Annotated in this window: 6 protein-coding genes and 7 pseudogenes; 9 read left to right on the forward strand and 4 right to left on the reverse strand. The window is 59.1% G+C overall.

The features are described from left to right. Positions 1 to 396: 396 nt before the first annotated feature. A pseudogene (locus PU724_RS31955) lies at positions 397 to 654 on the forward strand (helix-turn-helix domain-containing protein); the annotation flags it as partial. On the opposite strand, the gene PU724_RS31960 reads toward PU724_RS31955, so the two are convergent. From PU724_RS31960 to PU724_RS31970, 3 genes and pseudogenes are all read right to left on the reverse strand, one after another. Continuing rightward, positions 568 to 1,068 (reverse strand): transposase, encoded by a 501-nt coding sequence (locus PU724_RS31960; protein ID WP_354425562.1) that lies wholly within the window; start codon positions 1,066 to 1,068, stop codon positions 568 to 570. The pseudogene PU724_RS31955 and the gene PU724_RS31960 overlap by 87 nt on opposite strands. A 392-nt stretch (positions 1,069 to 1,460) precedes the next feature. Further along, a pseudogene (locus PU724_RS31965) lies at positions 1,461 to 1,775 on the reverse strand (IS110 family transposase); the annotation flags it as partial. After that, positions 1,772 to 3,145, reverse strand: a pseudogene (locus PU724_RS31970) (IS30 family transposase). The pseudogenes PU724_RS31965 and PU724_RS31970, both read right to left, overlap by 4 nt. Before the next feature lie 290 nt (positions 3,146 to 3,435). Here PU724_RS31970 and PU724_RS31975 point away from each other — a divergent pair. The 6 genes and pseudogenes from PU724_RS31975 to PU724_RS32000 all read left to right on the forward strand — a co-directional run bounded on the left by PU724_RS31975 (position 3,436) and on the right by PU724_RS32000 (position 16,893). Then, positions 3,436 to 3,693 carry a hypothetical protein gene (locus PU724_RS31975; RefSeq protein ID WP_426213765.1) on the forward strand — a complete coding sequence of 86 codons (258 nt, stop codon included), beginning with the start codon at positions 3,436 to 3,438 and terminating at the stop codon, positions 3,691 to 3,693. After that, a pseudogene (locus tag PU724_RS31980) lies at positions 3,642 to 4,579 on the forward strand (IS110 family RNA-guided transposase); the annotation flags it as partial. The gene PU724_RS31975 and the pseudogene PU724_RS31980, both read left to right, overlap by 52 nt. Before the next feature lie 225 nt (positions 4,580 to 4,804). Then, a pseudogene (locus PU724_RS31985) lies at positions 4,805 to 5,311 on the forward strand (IS630 family transposase); the annotation flags it as partial. A 537-nt stretch (positions 5,312 to 5,848) separates the two neighbouring features. Next, positions 5,849 to 5,986, forward strand: a pseudogene (locus PU724_RS31990) (IS481 family transposase); the annotation flags it as partial. Positions 5,987 to 6,918: 932 nt separating this feature from the next. Further along, a complete protein-coding gene (locus PU724_RS31995; protein ID WP_354425559.1) occupies positions 6,919 to 7,674 on the forward strand; it encodes a 4'-phosphopantetheinyl transferase family protein in 756 nt (251 codons plus the stop codon). 1,953 nt (positions 7,675 to 9,627) lie between these two features. Further along, complete coding sequence (locus PU724_RS32000) at positions 9,628 to 16,893, forward strand: SDR family NAD(P)-dependent oxidoreductase (protein ID WP_354425557.1); 7,266 nt, start codon at positions 9,628 to 9,630, stop codon at positions 16,891 to 16,893. 361 nt (positions 16,894 to 17,254) lie between these two features. Here the strand turns inward: PU724_RS32000 and PU724_RS32005 are convergent. Next, positions 17,255 to 17,767, reverse strand: a pseudogene (locus PU724_RS32005) (IS66 family transposase); the annotation flags it as partial. 412 nt (positions 17,768 to 18,179) lie between these two features. Here PU724_RS32005 and PU724_RS32010 point away from each other — a divergent pair. Continuing rightward, positions 18,180 to 18,944 (forward strand): SDR family oxidoreductase, encoded by a 765-nt coding sequence (locus PU724_RS32010; RefSeq protein ID WP_354425555.1) that lies wholly within the window; start codon positions 18,180 to 18,182, stop codon positions 18,942 to 18,944. Positions 18,945 to 19,164: 220 nt separating this feature from the next. Then, positions 19,165 to 19,959 carry an SDR family NAD(P)-dependent oxidoreductase gene (locus PU724_RS32015; protein ID WP_354425553.1) on the forward strand — a complete coding sequence of 265 codons (795 nt, stop codon included), beginning with the start codon at positions 19,165 to 19,167 and terminating at the stop codon, positions 19,957 to 19,959. Positions 19,960 to 20,006: the final 47 nt, after the last annotated feature.

The raw sequence follows: 20,006 nt of genomic DNA on the forward strand, positions 1-20,006 counted from the left end.
TGACCCCATCATGCGGCGGCCTAACGTCGACCGCGAAGAGAAGCGAGTGACCCGCGGGGCGACATGGTCCGGAAAATTATCAGCAGGAGCTTGACCTCAACGACCCCAATCAGAGAAGCCTGCTAGAAGGTGCAAATGAAGTGACTGCCGCTCGACCTGTTCGTCGAGCCCACCAAGCCGGTGATGCCGGGCATTCCAGACATGAGAAAAAAGCGTGAGGGCCTGCTGTCGTGTGGGTGCGCGACGCGCTAGCTCCCAATCTTCGTGCGCACCCCGAGTGGCTGATAGCTGATAGAGCCGGAGGCGCACTCATACCAACGGTCTTGGCTGCTGACTCTTTTGTGATTTTGACCGATTTGCGCGCCGTGATTCCCTATTGCCGAAGGAGATTCGGCGATGGGATCAGCGGTGAAGTTACGGACGGACTTTTCGGCGGGGGAGCTTCGCCGTCTTGCCCGGAACTCAAAGGATGCGCGCCAGAGCAGCCGGCTGTTGTCGATCGCGGCGGTTCTGGACGGCATGAGCCGGGCCGATGCGGCCCGGATCGGCGGGATGGATCGCCAGACGCTACGCGACTGGGTGCATCGGTTCAACACGGCTGGCACCGATGGTCTTGTCGACCAATCGGCGCCGGGACCAGCGTCCCGGCTGTCGCATGAGACTTCCTGTGTCAACCTTTGGAGAGCAACGCCTTTGCTGCGGGGTGTTTGCAGGGATCGTAAGACTGCCGTCCTGCCAAGCGCGCCAGAGGATTCTGAGCCATGCTCTGGCGAGGATGCGCACGGCATGAGGGTGTCTGCATCCCCGCTTTCTGGCGTCCTGATAGACCTTTGCGGCCCAAGGGCTGGCATGCCTGGAGTTGTCGGCGAAGCAGGTGACGGCGGCGCGCAGGCGTTTGTTGCAGGCCCATCGCCAGGCGACGGCGCGGGATTTTCCGCTCTGGTAGGTGACGGGTGCGACGCCAGCCTCGGCGGCGAGGTGATCCTCGCTCTGGAAGCGGGCGCGCACGTCGCCCAGCTCGGCGGTGATTTGTGCGGCGCAGATCTTTCCGGCGCGCGGAAAAGACATGACGATCTTTCCCTCGGGCAGCTCGGCGACGGCATGGTCGATGCGGCTGGACAGCTTGGCGATCTGGGCGAGGAGGCTTTCGAGAGCAGAAGCGTGGCGCGGGCGAGTTCGCCCTTGGCATCGGCTTCGGCTTCAGCGGCGATTGTGGTGGGAGCAGCGCGCAACCGGCCGAGCACCTCGGCGACGCTACGCCGGCCGCAATACTGGTTCTGGGCGAGGAAGGCGGCCATGCGCTTTTCTCCCAGGCGTGCAACGCTTTCGGGCGTCGGGTAGCGCTGGATGAAAGCCAGCGCGATCGGGCTTGCGATGTCGGCGAACAGGTTGGCGGCGCCAGGCCAGAAGTTCTCGAGCATGGCGCGCAGCTGATTGGCGAGCACGAGCCTTGTGGCGACGAGATCATCACGACCGCGGACCAGCGCGCGCAGCGCCTTGATGGCGTCGGACTGTGGCTTGAGTGGGGTCAACCTGTGGCCGTCGGTACGCAGGATGTCGGCAAGGATGTAGGCATCACCAGGATCGCTCTTGGCGGCGCCGGCGCGGTAGCGCGGTCGGCACGCCTTGACGACGTTGGGATGGACCGGCGTGACGACGAAGCCCGCCTCGATCAGTATGTCGACGAGCAGTCCGCTGGGGCGTTCGATGGCGATCGGCGTCTCTTCGGGCCGACCATGACGACGCAGACGCGCGACGAGATTGTGTTCACTCACGACAGCGACTCGTCAAGCGCCTCTGCCGGCGTTTTCCAGCCAAGGGTTTTTCTCGGTCGGGCATTAAGGGCCGTGGCCACGGCGGCGATCTCGTCGGCGCTGTGGACGCTCAGGTCGGTGCCCTTCGGGAAGTACTGACGCAGCAGCCCATTGGTGTTCTCGTTGGTGCCGCGCTGCCAGGGGCTTTGCGGATCGCAGAATTAGACTTGGACACCCGCGTCGATCTTGAGACGATCGTGCTGAGCCATTTCGGCTCCCTGATCCCAGGTCAGCGAACGGCGCAGTTCTTCGGGCAAGGTGATGATGGTGCGCGTAATCGCGTCGCGCACGGCTTCGGCCCCGTGTCCCGCGAGAGCAGGGCCATTCTTCATGCGCGGAGCTTCGCCATGCCCCGCAAGCCGGGGAAGATGCAGCAACATCGTGAAGCGTGTCGTACGCTCAACCAGCGTGCCGATCGCCGAGCTGCCAAGACCAAGGATGAGGTCTCCTTCCCAGTGACCCGGCACCGCGAGATCGGCCGCTTCGGCGGGGCGTTGACTGATCATGATCTCCGGCAAGACAAAGCTCTTACCTCGACTGCGTACGCGGGCCCTGGGGACCCGCAGCACGCGCCCCGTTCGCAAGCAGGCCGACAGTTCGCGGCGTAGCGCTCCCCGACCCTGAACGAAGAGAGCTTGATAGATGGCTTCGTGGCTGATGCGCATCGTCTTGTCGTCCGGGAAGTCGATCGGCAAGCGTCGGGCGATCTGTTCCGGGCTCCAGGCCCTGGCCCATCGCCGATCCTTTCGCGGATCGTGCCGCCGGCCCTTCCACCGAACGGCCGGACCAGGAACGGCGGCGCCACTCGGGGTCATGACGACGCCGGCCAGTCGCTGCTCCACATAAGTGCGCAAGGTTGTGTTGAGCGCAAGCTTGGTCGATTTGGGTCGACGGGCCGATCGCTCGGCATGCCATTGGGCTGTCGATGCACGATACTCTAGGCCGCCGCTGCGCGTCGCCGCATTGCGTCGTAGCTCGCGGGAGATGGTCGAGGCGGATCGGCCGAGTCGGCGTCCGATCTCGCGTCTCGAAAAGCCCTGAACGCGAAGAAGTGCGATCTCCTCACGTTCCGCAAACGAGAGGTACCGCCCGGACGGCGGCTTGGTCGAAGATCTGAACATCGCTGGTGCCATGCCGCCCGCTTGTCGGAACAATCTGGTTCCAACAGGCTGCGACATACCAGCCGCCAGCGCAGCATCTTCGCTGGTCAGCCCCTGCGCTATCCCCAACCAGAATCGCTGGAGTTCAGATCGCCCCGCCACTGGCGGACGTCCCGGTGACGGCAACGGCGCCCGTCCAGAACGGTGTGATCGTCGCTTTCCAATGCCCATCGCAACCTCCTTCGTTCAGGTGTTGCGACGACCGCTTGAATCCGTCTTGCCAAGGTCAATTCCCAGCATCATGATCGTCATGGCTCGTCCTTCTCCGCTTTCCAAACACAGGCATCTTTAGCCGATGCCTCAAAGGAGGGCGGGCCATTCCATAAAACTGGCCACGCACGCTGAAGGCGCATCTTTGCGACCTACCGCCGCGTACGAAGGTGGAGCTTTGGTTCCAGATGCTATGAGGGCGGAGATCGTCGAGAGTGGCGGATGTCCGACCTCATGCAAAGGAAGCCATCATGTCCTCGAACACCATCGACCTAGAGAACGTCATCACTATCGCGATTGAACTCAGCCGATCAACGTGGCTCGTTGCCGCCCGCTTGCCGGGAGTTAAAAAGCCCCGCCTACACAAGATCGACGCCGGCGACACAACCGCACTTTTGGCGCATCTTTCATTGCTGCGTGCCCGCTTCGCCGGCGGTCAGGCGCAGCGCCAGCACTTTATTGCTGCTTCGAGGCGGGGCGTGACGGCTTCTGTCTCCATCGGTTCCTGACCACGCACGGCATCGCCAATCACGTGATCGAGCCGACCAGCATTCTCATCAATCGGCGTACCCGTCGGGCCAAGACCGAACGGCTCGATGCGGAAGGCATGCTGCGCGTGCTTGCCGCCTACCTTCAAGGGGACCGTCAGGCCTGCAGCATGGTGCGGGTGCCCACGCCAGATGAGGAGGACGCCAAGCGCATTCACCGTGAGCGCGAGCACCTGGTGCAGGAGAGGCTGCGCATCGAGATCGCATCCAGGCACTGCTGTTCACGCAGGGTATACACAAGAGACCTTCCCTACGCTCATGGGATCGTGATCTTGCAGCTGTCCGGACCGGTGATGGCCGTGATTTGCCGCACCATCTTCGGGCCGAGCTGGACCGTCTGCGTCCCCGGCTCGTCATGACCTTGGAGTTGATCCGGGAGGTCGAAGCTGAACGAGACGAGGCGGCCAACGCCGATCCGAAAGACCACGCCTGCGGAAAGATTGCAAGCCTGTGCCTTATCCGCGGCGTCGGCGCGAACTTCGCCGCCGTGCTCACGCGCCAAGTATTTTACCGTTCGTTCGACAACCGGCGGCAACTCGCCAGTTACGTCGGTATCGCGCCGATGCCCTCCCAAAGCGGCGGCACAGACAGGGATCGGCGGATCAGTCGGGCCGGGAACCCAGAACGACGATGATCCAGCTTGCATGGCTCTGGCTTCGCTACCAGCCCGGCAGCGATCTGGCCAAGTGGGTTTCGTGATCGCGTCGGTAAGCTGACCGGGCGTACACGGCGGATCGCGATCGTGGCGATGGCGCGAAAGTTGCTGATAGCACTCTGGCGCTACGCCGAAAACCGGGTGCTGCCGGCAGGCGCCGATATCCGTGCGAAGGCCGCAACCGCAGCATAGACAAACAGGAATTGCCGCTGACCATACTTTGGTCGGCTGCGATAGGGGGAGTGCGACCGTCTTCTTCTTTGGCAGTTCATAGCTGCCGCGTTTCAGGTGGGTCGCGTCTCGCCGGGGCTACGCCTCGTGCAAGAGGCATTCTGGTGCGCGCCATTGTTGTGGCCCGACCATCCGAAAAGCGGAGAAGCAAATGCAATAATCGCGTTGACAGTCGAACCCTCATGTAAGGATGAAGCCCGCATCGGCAAGAAGAACGGCATTGTACGGCAGTGGCCAGACGCGGCACGCGGCCGCGACAGCCGGCCGACCAGAGCTACAAGAGCGCCTACCTGTTCGGCGCCATCTGCCCAGCACGTGGTACCGGGGCGGCTCTCGCACTGCCGTTTGCCGATACCGAGGCCATGCAAATCCATATCAACGAGATCAGCCGCCATGTCGAAAAGGGCGCCCATGCCGTACTCGTCATGGATCGCGCCGGATGGCACACCACCGCAAACCTCAGCATACCGGACACTCACCCCAATCTTCCTGCCGTCGCGCGCGCCGGAACTGAACCCGGTCGAGAACGTCTGGCAGTATATGCGCCAGAACTGGCTCTCCAACCGTGTCTTCGACAGCTATGACGATATCATCGATGCGGCCTGCGACGCCTGGCAGAAACTCCTCGCAGCTTCCGAGACCATCACATCAATCGGCATGCGCCAATGGGCCCATGTCGGTCAAACCCCATGACTCTTGGTATTAGTGACGCCGGAGCACTCGTGGTGAGCGGCGCCAGCGCGGCTGCCACGTCGACTTAAGCCGTTCCAGCGCCGCCAGATTCACAGCCCGAAAGAGCTGTCTCCGAAACGAAACTGTTACGCAGTTCATGGCGCTACGCGTTGTTCAGGTGCATGCGGCTTGCCCTACGGTCAAATCATGACCTGGGTTCCGATCTCGATCACGCGGCCGGCCGTAATCCGGAAGTATCGCGTCGCGAAGGCCGCGGTGCGCGCCAGAGCGATGACCAGATGTCGAGCAGGTCCGCAGGGCTCAGGTATCTGCTGGCTCCGTCATGGCCCGACGGAATCACGCCGCCCGCCAAACCGCTACCCACTTAACCCGACACCCCGAGTCATAACCCGGCAAGACCATCCTCGTCGCACGTATCCTCGCGGAGAACGCTACGCTGGCCCCGATCCAGAGATCGTACAACCTCATCCAGCCCGTCACCAGCCACACGGGATGGGACCTTCGACGCTAGCCATGGCCGGTAAGTTCGCTACGGCGGCCATTGTCGTGGCCTTCCGCCAGAAGACGCTGCTGCCGCTGGACGACGTGCTCGGTTGCCTGAGGGATACCATCCCCAACCTCAGCCGTAGCGCATTGCACCGCTGCCTCCAGCGCCATGGCATCTCCCGGCTGCCAGTCGAGGCGGTCAAGGATCAGGCTCGTCAATGTCCCAGAAACCAGCCTGTCTCCGCATCCACTGCCTCCGCCCAAATCAACGCGCCGAGTGAATCAAAATCCGGCTCCAAAGGCGAGGTATTTCGAACTGTCCAGTTGGCATTGGCACTTGGGGTCAGCCACATGGATCTGGTTCGGCCCAACAAGTCGGATCTTACTGCCTTAAGCCTCGACTCCCGCACCCGGCAGAAGGTACCGGAGGGCTCATCGACGAAGGGTCGCCGCCTATACGGGTTGGAACATATAGATTGGCGTCCGCTAACCGGGCAAAACTTCGGCCCGCGGTGACTTCGTTGGTGTCCGCCTATGGATCCTTCCCGCGCTCCGGAACTGGGCTCTCGCCCGGCTTGGTCCCAGTGAATTTCGCTGCGTGAACGAAAACGCGTCGGCCGAAGCCGAATTTTACAAAAAATACACATCCATCATCGCGCTGGAGTGGTAAACAGCATCAAGGAAGGTGGAAGCGATTTCACCGTTGACAGAGAATGTTGGTGAGCATGGCAATTCGCTCAGGCAATGCAGCCCTCAGGTTCGTTGCGAATGCAGGCCGCCACGACACGATGAGGCTTTAGGCTGGAACCTTTAGCGATTTCCAATCTTCAGGGATTTGGCGGCGCAATCCAACGAGCCGAAATAGCAACACCGAAAGATAGGAAGTATCAGAGCATTCCCCGTCCGTACCAGCCGAGATCCATCCTCGGGTTATGAATGACGGACGCCCGCTGGTTTCATCAATGTAACTGACGCAGATCGATCTGCTAAGAGTGCAAAAACACATCAATATCGTATGCTGTCGCCCTTCGATCCGCACTGACGCCGACAGTCAGGCTACCGACGTCCAAGCACTTGGCGTGATTGAGCTTGGTGAGTGCATTCTTCCGCGCCTGTGAAGCATGACCAGCCCTATCGATGGTGAACTTGATCGCCTAATCGCCAGTTCCCGCGGATTTTTCGTCAATGTCGATTTGCATGATCCCAGGCTGCCCGATGCTATTCTTTTGCATGGGAGGTTTAATTTCGATAGCTTCACGGAGAACCTGTTTGACCTGATGGCGATAGAGCGTCCCATCAGCCTGTCGCGGGCATTGCCCATACGTCGTGCCGAGTTTCTCGCCGGTCGATCTATCGCTCGCGCCGCTTTGCATATGCTGGGTCAAGCCGCTCCCCAGATTCCGATCCGTCCAGACAGGGCCCCTCTGTGGCCTCCAAGTTCTGCGGGTTCGATATCCCATGCACGAGGGCATTGCGCGTGTTTTGCAATCGCCGACGGGACATGGCAAGTCGGCGTTGACGTGGAGGCGCTGGCCAGCGGCCATGCTCTGGTATCGCTCCTGAGCACCACCGTCAACGAGGATGAACGTGCCTTGATAGCTCGACAGTCGGCTGTTTCTTCAGACTGCCTGGTCACGCTGCTTTTTTCAGCGAAGGAAACGCTATTCAAAGCGCTCTATCCGACTGTTAGGGACTTTTTCGGATTCGACTGTGCCCAACTGCACACGGTGCCTCGCGACGGGCGTCTACGACTGCATCTGACACGAACCCTTTCTCAGGAATTGCCCAAGGGCGGACACTTCGACGTTAGCTTTGAAATCAAAGCGGGCCACGTGTTGACCTGGTTGGCGGTGCGCCGCGATGACGTGTCGAGATAGGTCCTGTCGGCTAGCGTGGTTCAATACGAAGGGACGTGCAATCTCCTACGCGCCCGAGCGAACGTCGTTCCTTAACCGTTAGCCAGCCCGGCGCGGAAGGGGCGAACTTTGAAGTGCGGTCGATGGCAATGAACGTGTGCAACTTGCCAGGTTTGCTGCGCAAAAAACCATGACTCCGACCTTTGGCGTCTTTTGGGGCGCACGTTTACCGCCAGCTCTATGCCTGATGTTGTTAGTCCATTGGCCATCTAAAAAAGGGCGACGTACTTTAAGGGGACTCATTGCCGCCCGACCGACGCATAGGTCCAGGTCTCGTACGTTGATCGGGCCGACCTGACAAAATGCCTTTTCCAGCCGCCCAATCATCGTCTGAATTCGGTCTTCGAAGACGTCAAGACGGCACATATACCCGTTCGATGGCCTTGCGACTCTCTTCCAGCGGCAGGGCGTCATACTGGCGGATCGTACGCGCTCTCACGGTGATTGCCGCGCCGCACCTAGCCGTTGACCGCAGCGATCATCAACGAGCGCCGATCTTGAACGAGATTCAAGCAGTACGTGTTCGCTTTTGCTCCGACAGCAGTGCCTCACATGCGGCTGGCAGCGCTTAAAATACTTTTAAAACAACAAAATAGCTTGAGTTCGGCGACATCAACATTTGAATGAATGCGTTAGGATTGTGCTAAAAGTTTTTCCGTCAGTGGAAACTTAGTTACGCGCAATTAACTTAAGATTTACAAACATGCCCTTCCTGAAGTCGCATCGCATTGCTATCCTTTGTGTCGAAAAGCCCGGTCTAACTTGGCGACCAAATCCGATCTCGCGGGTATAGCTTGCTTATTGGGGATCAGTTGATGCGAGACCGGCTTCGCCTAAACGAAGAATTCCTCGCCGGTCCCGTCGTACGGATCAAGTTGAGAGCTGGAATGATGTTTCTGCTGAATAACACCCAAATGAGCGATCTCCAGGTAGCTTACCGGAGCCTTTTCTGCCGCCCCCACCCACCTCAGCCGCTTATTATCGAGGAGCCCAACGAACCCGGATGCGAGTCATGGTCATCAATGGTGGCGCTAATAGCGTGGAGCCTGGGTACTTTGGTCTTTTCCGTCACGATTAACCGCATCGCGGCCAAGTACTGGTTACACTTTCAGTCGCGGACCTCGCGTGTGCCTATAAAATCCTTTTGACACCCATCTGCTACACGGAAGAAGTCTCATGAGCACCTCGGATCAAGCCGCGCTAGAGCGCATCAAAGCTTCGCATGCACTCGACGGCGCCGCCACTTGCTTGGCTTCCTTTTATCGCGGCTGGGCGAGGTCCTATGATTCGGATGTCGGCCGTGAGGAGTATCGCGCCGCCGGTCCTTGCAGAACTCGCAAGCGCCGTGCAGGCGGCGTATTTGCCCAAAGACCGTGCAGCCGCGGAAATCCTAGACGCTGGGTACGGAACCGGCCTCGTCACTGGGCAGATGAAGCGCCTCGGGCTCAGGTACCCGATGGTTTCGAGTCTCAGATAAGGTGGTCGAGAGGCTCGGCAAATTCGTGTCTACCTCCACGTCAAAGGCGATGTCGACCTCAACGGGCCGCGTTTCAATTACCCCAGTTCGAGTACGACACCACAGTCTGCTGCGGCGTTTTCACGCTCGGGTATGTCTTACCCGACGGACTGCGCGAACAGGTTCGCGTCACCATTCGAACGGCTCGGTTATCACAAGAACTCGCAGAGCTATGTGACGGAACATATATTGAGAAGAGGTGCAACAACCTCTAGAAGGTAGCATCATTGTGCGACGTGCTGTGTAACCGGTTGGAATTACATCGTGTATGGTTGGCCATTGCCGTCTCATCAATGACTAGATGGAAAGCAATGTATCGAGAGTTGATTGGAAAAAGTTCAGTAAAAACGAATGTCTATGTTTATCGAAAATGCAATGGATGTGGAGTGATATGATAGATGGAACAATCGCGCAAAGAATCTGAAGCACTGCTGAGTGTTTTGAAGAGTTCACTTGATCCGTCGTATCGGATAATTTGTTTCCCTCATGGAGGGGGGGGCGCCCATTCGTTCCGTACTTGGTCGGAATATCTCCCCGACGACGTTGATCTTATTTGCCTCGATCTTCCCGGGCGCGGCAAACGGTCAGCTGAGGCCCTCATCCGCAGCATGGACGTACTGGTATCCATGGTCACTGAGGCGCTCCGCGGGTACAGCGACCGGCCTTTTGTTTTCTTCGGTCATAGCGTAGGTGCCCTCGTGGCTTACGAGATCGCCCGCTCCCTGGAGAAGGCCAGTCGGCCATCTCCCTTCCATGTTGTCGTGTCTGCTCACCCGTCGGCGGATGTGCCGGCGGATGAGCCTCCCATGTATATATACGCGGATGACAAGTTAACCGATGTAGTCCGGAGCCTTGGTTTGGTTCCCAAGGAGGCGCTGGCAAATGAGGAACTCCTCCATAACTTCATCCTGCCTCCGATGCGGGCCGACTTTGAACTTGCGGAGACCTACGACCGGAACTTACCAACGCCTCTCGGCGCTGCAATCACCGCAATGGGGGGAGTGCAAGACGAAACGATAAATGCCAATGACCTAGACGAATGGCGTCGGCTTACGACGTCGCGCTTCGCCCGGATTATGTTTGATAGCGATCACTTTTACACCCATTCCATGACGGAGGAAGTGGTGTCTACCCTCCTGCGTGAAGTTGGGGAAGTAAAGGCACAACTCCCAGCGTCCATTCGAATTGGCGAGACCCTGCCTTATCCCGAACTACCACTGCATGAACAATTCCGTAAACAAGCGGCCCTCAATCCGGAGGCCCCTGCCGTCGTCTCCGAGATTGGGGTCTTAACCTACCGTGAGCTCGACGACCTCAGCGAGATTCTATCTAGACATCTCCTCGGACACGGTCAGAGCCGAGGTTCGCGCGTCGGTATCCTAATGGATACCTCACCTGAATACGCCGTGGCGCTGTTCGGCATTCTTAAGACAGGGGCGGCTTACGTCGTTCTTGACAAAGCTCAGCCCGTTGCAGCGCTAAATCGGATGCTTGAGAAGGCATCTGTGGAAATCGTCGTCACCAACAACCGTTTCGCAGCTAGCCTTCCGCCTGACTGGTCGGGTCTTGCGCTGTCGCTCGACGATGGTTGGGAAGCGAAACTCGGCAAGGGCAGTCCGGCCAATCCCCTAGCGGTAGATCTCGATGCGCCGGCCCAGATCGTATTTTCGTCCGGCACGACTGGCGAACCGAAAGGGATCGTCTGCTCCCACCGAAGTGCTGTATGCTCTTATCAATGGCGCTATCACGCACTGCCATACACGCCTGATGAGCGGGAAGCAGTTAATATCTTCTTGGCCTGGGAGATAATGCGGCCGATCCTCGCCGGGATGTCCGCCTACCTGATACCGGATGACGTTATCTACGATCCGCCCCAACTGGTCGAATCCCTCGAGCGGAACCGAATTTCTAGAACAGTATTAACCCCTTCGCTGCTGGATGTGCTTCTCAGCAGCGGCTTCCTCGTCCCCTCCCGGCTTCCGGATCTCCGACTGATTTACCTATCAGGCGAGGTGGTAACAGCAGCGTTGCTTGCGCGTGTGAAGGATGCTCTGCCGCATGTCAAAATTATCAATCTTTACGGCGTAGCAGAGACCTATGATGTCACGCATATTGACTTGAGCGAGATCGATCCTGCGACAATTCGGAAGGTCGTCCCGGTCGGGCCACCTCTGCACAATGTCAGTGTCTATGTCCTCGGGGAGCAGCGCGATCCCGTACCACTGGGCTTCCTCGGCGAAATCTTCGTCGGCGGCGATGGAGTGGGGCATGGATATCTCAACCGTCCGGAGATGACACGGGAAAGGTTCCTTCCCGACCCATTCCGCGCTGGTGGCACGATGTTCCGCACTGGCGATCTTGGCCGCATGCTGCCCGGTGGCCAATTGGAGATTATCGGGCGTTGCGCTTTCATGGTGAAGATCCGAGGTTACAGCGTCGTCCCCGGGTCTGTGGAAGCTGCTTTGCTTCGGTACTCTGCCGTATGCTCCGCCGCCGTTGTGCCGGAGCTTGATCCGACCACTGGCCTGCCTGATCGACTGATCGCCTATGTAGTCCTGCGGAATGGGGCCAAAGACTGGGAGGCTGCTTTGCGGGCGCATTTGAAATCTGAGGTGCCGCACTACGCGATGCCGTCCGACTTCGTCGCTGTGGCGGAATTGCCCATCGCGGCCAATGGGAAACTTGATCGGTCGCGCCTCCGCAACCTCGCTAAAGAGGCGTGCACTCCAGTGACAGGTACCGACGAGGTCGAATCGGCACTTGGCGCAGCTTGGCGCGACCTTCTCCAGACTAAAGCTGCTGATCCGGGCGACGACTTTTTCGACTGCGGCGGACACTCCCTTCTGGCTGCCCGTCTCTGCACGCAGCTTCGTCAAAGTCTGAAGGTGGATCTCCGCGTAGTGGAGGTCTTTCTCAATCCGACTTTCGAAGAACTCACGGCTCTTCTGCGCAAGCGCGGCGGCGAGCAGGGATGTCCTCAAATCCGGAAGCTCCCCAAAACACCGCCAGTCTCAGCGGGCAGGGCGCGTATTAAGGCGTTCGACGGCCAACGCGGCCCCGGGATGGACATTGCGGTGATTGGTATGACCGCGCGTTTCCCCGGCGCAGAGACCGTCGATACGCTTTGGGAAAACCTCTGCCAAGGGGTCTGCTCGATCGCCCCGCTCTCCGCGCAGGAACTCAAGGCCCGGGGCATTCCGGAGGTTGTCCTGAAGCGGTCCGATTATGTGCGCGTGGGTGCCCATCTCAACGATGTGGACCTTTTCGATCCGGATTTTTGGAACCTCTCGAGGCGTGAGGCAACGCTGATGGACCCGCAGCATCGCCTGTTCCTCGAATGCTGCTGGAAGGCGCTCGAGTCGGCCGGGTATGCGCCCACCCAGCATGAGGGTCGGACGGGGGTGTTCGCAGGTTCATCCTTCCCCCTCTATCTACTGCACCATTTGAACGGGGGCGGCCTCATCGATCCCACTAACGCTCCGCTCGCTTTGCTGACGGAGCTCGGCAACGATAAGGACTATCTTGCCTCGCGCGTGTCCTACATGCTGAACCTCAACGGCCCAAGCATGTCGGTGCAAACCTCATGCTCAACTGGGCTAGTGACGATCGCGGTCGCGGCTCAGTCGCTCGCGGCTGGCTATTGCGACATGGCGCTGGCAGGCGGGGCGAGTATCACCTTCCCTCAAGCGGGTTATCAGTTTGCTAAGAACTTCATCAATTCTTCGGACGGTGTGTGTCGAACCTTTGATGCCGATGCCAGCGGCACGGTGCTCGGAGATGGGGTAGGGGTCGTCGTATTGAAGCGCCTCGAAGATGCACTTGCGGCAAACGACCCGATCCATGCAGTGATAAAAGGATGTGCCATCAACAACGATGGCCGTGCCAAATCGTCCTTCTCGGCGCCTAGCGCGCGAGGCCAGGCCGATGTTGTGCGCCAAGCACTTGCCTCCGCGGCACTCAGCGCTGAAGACGTGGAATACATCGAAACTCATGGCACTGGCACCAAGGTCGGCGACCCGATCGAGGTCCGCGCTTTGGCAGAGGCTTTCGCGGGGCAAGAGAGGGGCAACGCCTGTGCGCTCGGTTCAATCAAACCGAACATCGGCCATGCCAACTTCGCCGCTGGGGTCGCGAGCTTTATCAAGACAGTTCTCACCCTTCAGCACGGGGTAATCCCAGCGACCATCAACATCAACCGGCTGAACGAAGATTTGGGTCTGGAAGACACGCACTTCTTCGTCAATGAGCAGCTCAGACCTTGGCCTCGTCCGCAGGGGCGCCTTCGAACTGCCGGAGTCACTGGCCTCGGTATGGGCGGGACCAACTGCCATGTCGTGCTCCAGGAATGGAACAGCGACAACGCAAGGGCATGGCCCGGATCGGTCGCGCGGGGATCTCACGCCCTTTGCCTATCTGCAAAGACCCCCTCGGCGCTAAGCCGGGCCTGCCGGAACCTAGCCAAGTTCCTCCGGCGCAAGCGCGAGATCGATCTCGGCGACGTCGCCCACACGCTACGCGTGGCGAGATGCCAATTCGATCATCGAACAGTCGTTGTAGCGCGCAACTTGGACATGGCTATCGCGAAGTTAGAAGAAGAGGGGGATCGTGCGGCTGATCGGACCCTTTCCTCGCCGTCGATTGGGTTCATGGTGCCGGGCTGCGGAGTGCAGCACACGCGAATGTTCAAGGATCTGTTCGATCACGTGCCGGATTTTCGCGATGCTTTCCTGACTTGTGCGGCCGGTAGTCGCCCGGTTCTGGATCGTGACCTGGAGACGGTCATGTTTGGGGAAGACGACGGGTACGCGACTGCTTCCGTCGAAGAAATCGATGTCATGATTTTCTCAGTGCAATACGCCATGGCGCGTTTGCTGGAACTGTGTGGAGTGCGTCCCGATTATCTGGTCGGACACAGCATGAGCGAATACGTCGTGGCCACCCTAGCGGGTATATTGAAACTTGAAGATGCTATTCGGCTGACGCTAGTTCGTAGCCGCGCGATGGCGAATGTTGGTATCAACGGTGCTATGCTTGCGGCCAGATGCGGCCCGGACGAGGCTGAGCGTATGCTTATGGAGGACGATTGGCCTGATCGATCTGAAGCTGGCGAGATCAGCGTTGGTGTCGTGAACTCAAATACCGGTGTCGTGTTCACCGGCAAGCGAGAACTTATCCAAAAGCTTCAGGAGAGGCTCGAACAAGCACGGTTTCCCAACCACGTCATTAATACAGCTGGCGTCCCCAGTCATTCTCCTTTGATGAAACCAGCGGCTGAGATCATCGATGCGCAGGTTCACATCGTGGAAAAGCGGTTGCCGGATGTGGCCATTGCTCTGAATTCAGGATCCCTGCATGGGGTGAAAGTGCCCTTACCGGAGAGCCACTGGAGCGGGCAAGCAACTGGGACTATCCGATTTGATCGCTCTATCCAGACCATGGTCGCGGCTGGTGTAACTGCACTCATTGACCTTGGCCCTTCGCGCAATCTGGCGCGTTTCGCACATGGATCGATCAACCCAGAGGATCGCCAGACCAGAATCCCATCGATTGTCCCAGCCGCGCGCGACGAGAATGATGAAGAGTCCACTGACCGGCATGTCCTTCTGGAATGCCTCGGGGCACTCTGGGCCGCGGGTGTTGCGGTGGATTGGAAGCGGGCCAGTGATCAATTGGAGCCGTTCGGTACTCGCCGGCGCCTGCCCCTTCCGACGTACTCGTTTGACGGTCACCGTTGCTGGCCGGACGATCAGCCTGCGGGCCCGAGGCTTCCGCGGCAGCCCGACGAGCGAGAACGGCACAGAGGGGAAGTGTTCATTTATGCGCAAACGTGGACAGAGAAAATGCTCTCCCGCACGGCTCCCGGTGGCGGAAGTGCAAAGGCGCTACGTTGGCTGGTGCTCGCCGATCGGCCCTTTGGTGAGGCGGAGCGCACGGGCGACGTGCTGGCAAACAGCATCATACGGCAGTTGGAGGAAGCGGGTCATGAAGTTGTCCGTGTTTGCCGACGAGCCAAACCCTCAAATTCGCCCCTGAAAATCAAAGGGTCCACAATCTTCATTGATCCCACCCGGGAAGGCCTGAAGGCGCTCTTCGATGCTGAGGTCGCTTCGGAGTGTCCCGCTGGCCGCATTGTCTGCCTCTGGCATCTGAGCGGCACAGCGGAGGCGTGCGAGGATCCGGGCACGACTCATCTTTTGCGGAGCTACGATGCCATACTCGATTTGGCGCGAGTTCTTTCCACACTGGCGCTGAAGACTCCGGTCGACCTCTGGATTGTTGGCGATCGGATCGTTCAGGTCAGTGAGGAACCTGTAGATCCCGAAAAAGCGTGCGTCTTCGGTCCTGCCATCGTGCTACCGCAGGAAAACCCTATGGTCGATTGCCGGGTTGTTGATCTGAATATCGACGACCCGAATATAGCCTATCAGCTAGGGGTTGAAATCGGGCGTGACGTGCCTAGTCCCGATGCGATCGTCGCGCTCCGCGGAAACCGCCGGTGGGTGCCGCATTTTTCCGAGGTGGCCCTCGCTTCACAGGTATCCGGTCGGGAGATCTTACGACCAAAGGGCGTCTATCTGATCACAGGAGCTGTCGGGCGGATCGGCTTATCCTTGACGGAACATCTCGTAAGCCTTGGGGCGACGGTCGTCGCGATAAGCCCACTTGCCGTACCCGACCATTTGAGTTCAGGGCGCGTGGATCTCGATGAGGATGGCTGGATACGCCGACTGGCCGCGCTTGATGGCGCAAAAGGTCGGGTGATTCTTCGTCAGGCCGACGTATCCGATTTCGACAGCCTGTCGGGCGCGCTCGACACAACGGTTCGGGAATTCGGGCGGATCGACGGGATCTTTCACGCCGCGGGACTGCCCGATGTGAAATTCCTTTCAGAGCTGAAGGACACGACATCTGCTAGTGAGTTCGCCTCCAAACTCGTGGGGACACGCAACCTTTATGGTGCAATCCAGCGGATACAGTCCACTCACGGGCAATCACCGGAGTTCGTGTTCCTTTTCTCGTCCCTTGCGTCCATGCTCGGTGGACCCGCGATGGCCGCTCACGCGGCGGCCAACAGGTTCATGGACACCTTTGCGCGCCAGGTGCAGGGCAAACTTGGTGTCCGGTGGATCAATTCCAACTGGGATGACTGGGATTGCTCCTACGATGAGCAGGTGACTGCCGCATACCGGACACGTCAGGCGAAGGATTTGGCGCTCAGTTCCGACGAGGGGATCGACGTCATCAAGCGCATACTGGCAACCGTTGACGACGGCCAGGTTATTGTAGCGACGCGACTCTTTCCTCCACGCGTGAGGCAATGGGTCGACCAGGTCCGGACAATCACGCCCGATGAGCAGCCAGACGAGGAGAAAACACCTCCGCCCGAAGAAGTCGGAACAAGCAAGGACAACATGTGCGGGCACGGCGACCCGAGGAGCCTGTTCCTTGCTGAAGTCAAGACTCTTCTCGGCGCCAAAGAAATAGGATTGGACGACAACTTCTTCGATGTTGGGGGAGACAGCCTGCTCGCCGCAGAACTTCAAGCTCATTTAATTAAAAGCGACCGCTGGAGGTCGCCGCAATTGGATGAGATAATTGAGGCGGCGACGTTCGGCGACCTGTATGAACGAATATGTAGCCGCAACAACCACTCGTCGCAATAACCACAGCTGAACAGCGGTAGCATCATACCCTCCGACGTTACCCCTCACATCCGAGTGACGATGCGGCGGCTGCTCCATTCCCAATTGGAAGATGAGAGCGTAGAGTAGACCTGTGGTGGAGGGAGCTGCAGGTTACGACGAACGGAACCTCACTGGCGAGTTTCCAGCCGTCGCAGAAAGGGTTGCCGTGATCAAATCTTCACAGGGATCATTCTGGTCTCTGAATATTAAGGATCACCTTCCGGGAGTCGTAAATACGTGTGCGGCGTCTCCGCCCCATGGATTTTCTTGTTGCAACGGTCAGGTCGAGCGCTTGCAGATGGTCTTATACTATGAGCACGTTGGGGAATCCCGGACGTGCTCATTGTGAGGCGCTGATCCGTTGCGCATAGACCCAGGGCATGAGGGCGTCGATGTCTTTGGAGAGGTGGCCATTTGCGAGGCGGAGGAAGAGATCGCAGGTAGGCGTCTGGTTCAACGCGGTTCATCTTGCATGTGCCGATCAGGCTGGCGAAACGGGCCCAATTGCGGCCGCCTTCATCATGGCCGGCAAAAAGAGCGTTGCGGCGGTTCATGGCTGGACTTCTGATCGCGTTTTCGACGAGGTTGGAGTCGATGTCGACGCGGCCGTCGTCCAGGAACAGCCGGAAGCCGGCCTGGCGTTTCGGCCATATAGGCCATGGCCTCGCCAAGGTCGGACTTGCGCGAGACGCGCGCGGCCTGAGCTGTCAGCCAGGTGAAGAACTCGTCCACCGGTGGGCGGACAGTTATGGCGGACAGCCTAGCGATGATCGGGGTCACAACCTCGGATGCTGTCCCCGATCTTGTAGAGGGCGGCGATGCGCAACAACGCCTCGTCGAGGATGGGCGAACCCAGCGGCCGCGATCATGTCAGCTCTCTGCGCCGGGACCGAGACCATTGCCGGCGGTCCGCCGCCATCTCCACCGTTCATCCGTGGTGGAAAGTTCGCCAACGCACCTGCGGAACTGCGGATCTCTTTCAGGCCCAACCGTCGGTTCAGCGCGATCAACGTCGTTAAGGTCGCCCGGCCCGTCCACGAGCGGGCGGGGCAAAAATTCAATCGCTTACCCCTGTGCGATCAGAACCGAAAGCGCGGAGCATGATGGCGACAAACATGTAGTGAATTCGACATAGTAGCAAGGCCGGTGTTTTGTCAGCGGCGTATCATGTTGTTTTAAGAGGATCTTTCGCTTGGCACGGCACATGCTCTTTTCTCTGCATCTCTGCCAAGTGCGTAGTGGTAGCGAGGTCAAGGGGAGTGAGAATGGATTTAGAGCTCGAGGGCAAGGTGGCAATGGTCGCGGCCGCTTCCAGCGGCCTAGGTTTCGCCACCGCTGAGGTGTTGGCTAAAGAGGGCTGCCGCCTGTCTATCTGTGGGCGCGATCCCGAGCGGCTCTCAGGAGCGGTGGATCGGTTGCGCAAGAGCGGCGCCGAAGTGCTCGCGCGCGCGACCGATGTGACTGACTGTGCTGATGCAGCAGCTTGGGCTGCCGAGACGGCGGAGCGGTTTCGACTTATCGACATCTTGGTGACGAACTGCGGCGGCGTTTCTGCCGGACCACCCTCGGCCATGACGCCTAAAGATTTCGAAGATGCATTCCACCGAGTGCTTTTGCCTTCGATAAACCTTGTGACGGCTACCTTGCCGCATCTGCGCCGCTCGAGCGCGGGACGAATATTGATGCTCGCTTCCGAGGCTATTGTCCGAACCCCAGTACATTTCGCGCTGTCGGGCGTCGCACGAGCGGGGCTGGTGCCTTACTGCCACACGCTCGTACAAGAATTGGCGGGAGAGGGCGTCACGGTAAACGTGCTCGCCCCTGGAGCACACAGCACTGCGATTCACGAAGCCAATCGCCGTGGTAGCCACGCCGCAGCCATTCGCGCACTCGAGCACAGGACTCCGGCTCAACGCCTTGGCGATCCATCGGAATTCGCAGCAGTTGCTGCATTCTTGGCCAGTCCTCGCGCCGCCTATATCAGCGGCCAACTGATCGTCATCGATGGCGGGCTAAGTGCAACCGTCTGAACAATTCGTCGGGCCAGGAGCCGTCGCATGAACGCAGCCAACGCAGAGAGTGCCGATATCGACCCTGGCCGTTCAATCGCACGTGAGGGTGATCTCTGAAGTTCGATCCTTTGATCATGCCGAAACAGTTGATCTTGCCGCCTGAGCTGGCGCGCATGAGCCGACGTTCCACAATGGGGACATCGCCTCAAAAAACATTGGTGGGAGTAGGTGATCGATTATGCCCGATACAACTCACAATCTCACAGAAGGATACCGAGAGCTGTTCGGAATTGACGGTAAGGTCGTCTGCATTTCAGGCTCGAGCCGCGGGCTAGGTAAGTCCCTCGCCACCTGCTTTGGACGATTGGGGGCGAAGGTGGTTCTTTCCTCGCACAACAATGATGAGCTGGCCGGAGCCGAGGCCGAACTTGCGGGCCAAGCAATCGAAGTGATGGCTATCGGAGCTGATGTGCGATCGCATGAGGATTGCAAGGCACTGATTAATGGCACGGTCGATCGTTTTGGGCGGATCGACGTGATGGTCTGCAACGCAGGCACAGACATCATCAAGTCGGCGCATTCCTATGAGGAGCCCGAATGGGACGAAATCCTCGACACCAATCTGCGTGGCTACTACTATTGCGCCAAGTTTTCCGCCCAAGCGATGCTCGATCAAGGCGGCAGCATCATTATGACGTCTTCGGTGGCCGGTTCACTCGGCATACCGGGCTTGGCTGTCTACGCTGCAAGCAAAGGAGGCGTCAATCAACTCACGCGCACCATGGCGGTAGAATGGGCCGACAAGGGCATTCGGGTAAATGCCGTCGCACCTGGGTTCATCAACAACTTCATGGATGGGGTGCATCCTAGTCTCGATACGCCTTACCAGCGCAGGGCAATGGAACTCACTCCGATGCGACGCCGAGGGAATTTGTCCGAATATTTCGGGCCTTACATCTTCCTCGCGAGCCCAGCTGCATCATTCGTCACCGGCGAGATTCTCTATGTGGATGGGGGTTACGCCGCGAGCTGATCCAAGCAGACGCCTCGACGTAGTGTGGCGAGAGGAGAAAGTGGAAC

Source organism: Mesorhizobium abyssinicae, assembly GCF_049887195.1.
GTDB classification, from domain to species: Bacteria; Pseudomonadota; Alphaproteobacteria; order Rhizobiales; family Rhizobiaceae; genus Mesorhizobium; species Mesorhizobium abyssinicae.

Bases quoted from the DNA above. Each gene is read 5' to 3' on its own strand.
- PU724_RS32015 (WP_354425553.1), top strand. From the start codon at position 19,165: ATGCCCGATACAACTCACAATCTCACAGAAGGATACCGAGAGCTGTTC.
- PU724_RS31960 (WP_354425562.1), bottom strand. From the start codon at position 1,068: ATGTCTTTTCCGCGCGCCGGAAAGATCTGCGCCGCACAAATCACCGCC.
- PU724_RS31975 (WP_426213765.1), top strand. From the start codon at position 3,436: ATGTCCTCGAACACCATCGACCTAGAGAACGTCATCACTATCGCGATT.
- PU724_RS32010 (WP_354425555.1), top strand. From the start codon at position 18,180: ATGGATTTAGAGCTCGAGGGCAAGGTGGCAATGGTCGCGGCCGCTTCC.
- PU724_RS32000 (WP_354425557.1), top strand. From the start codon at position 9,628: ATGGAACAATCGCGCAAAGAATCTGAAGCACTGCTGAGTGTTTTGAAG.
- PU724_RS31995 (WP_354425559.1), top strand. From the start codon at position 6,919: ATGACCAGCCCTATCGATGGTGAACTTGATCGCCTAATCGCCAGTTCC.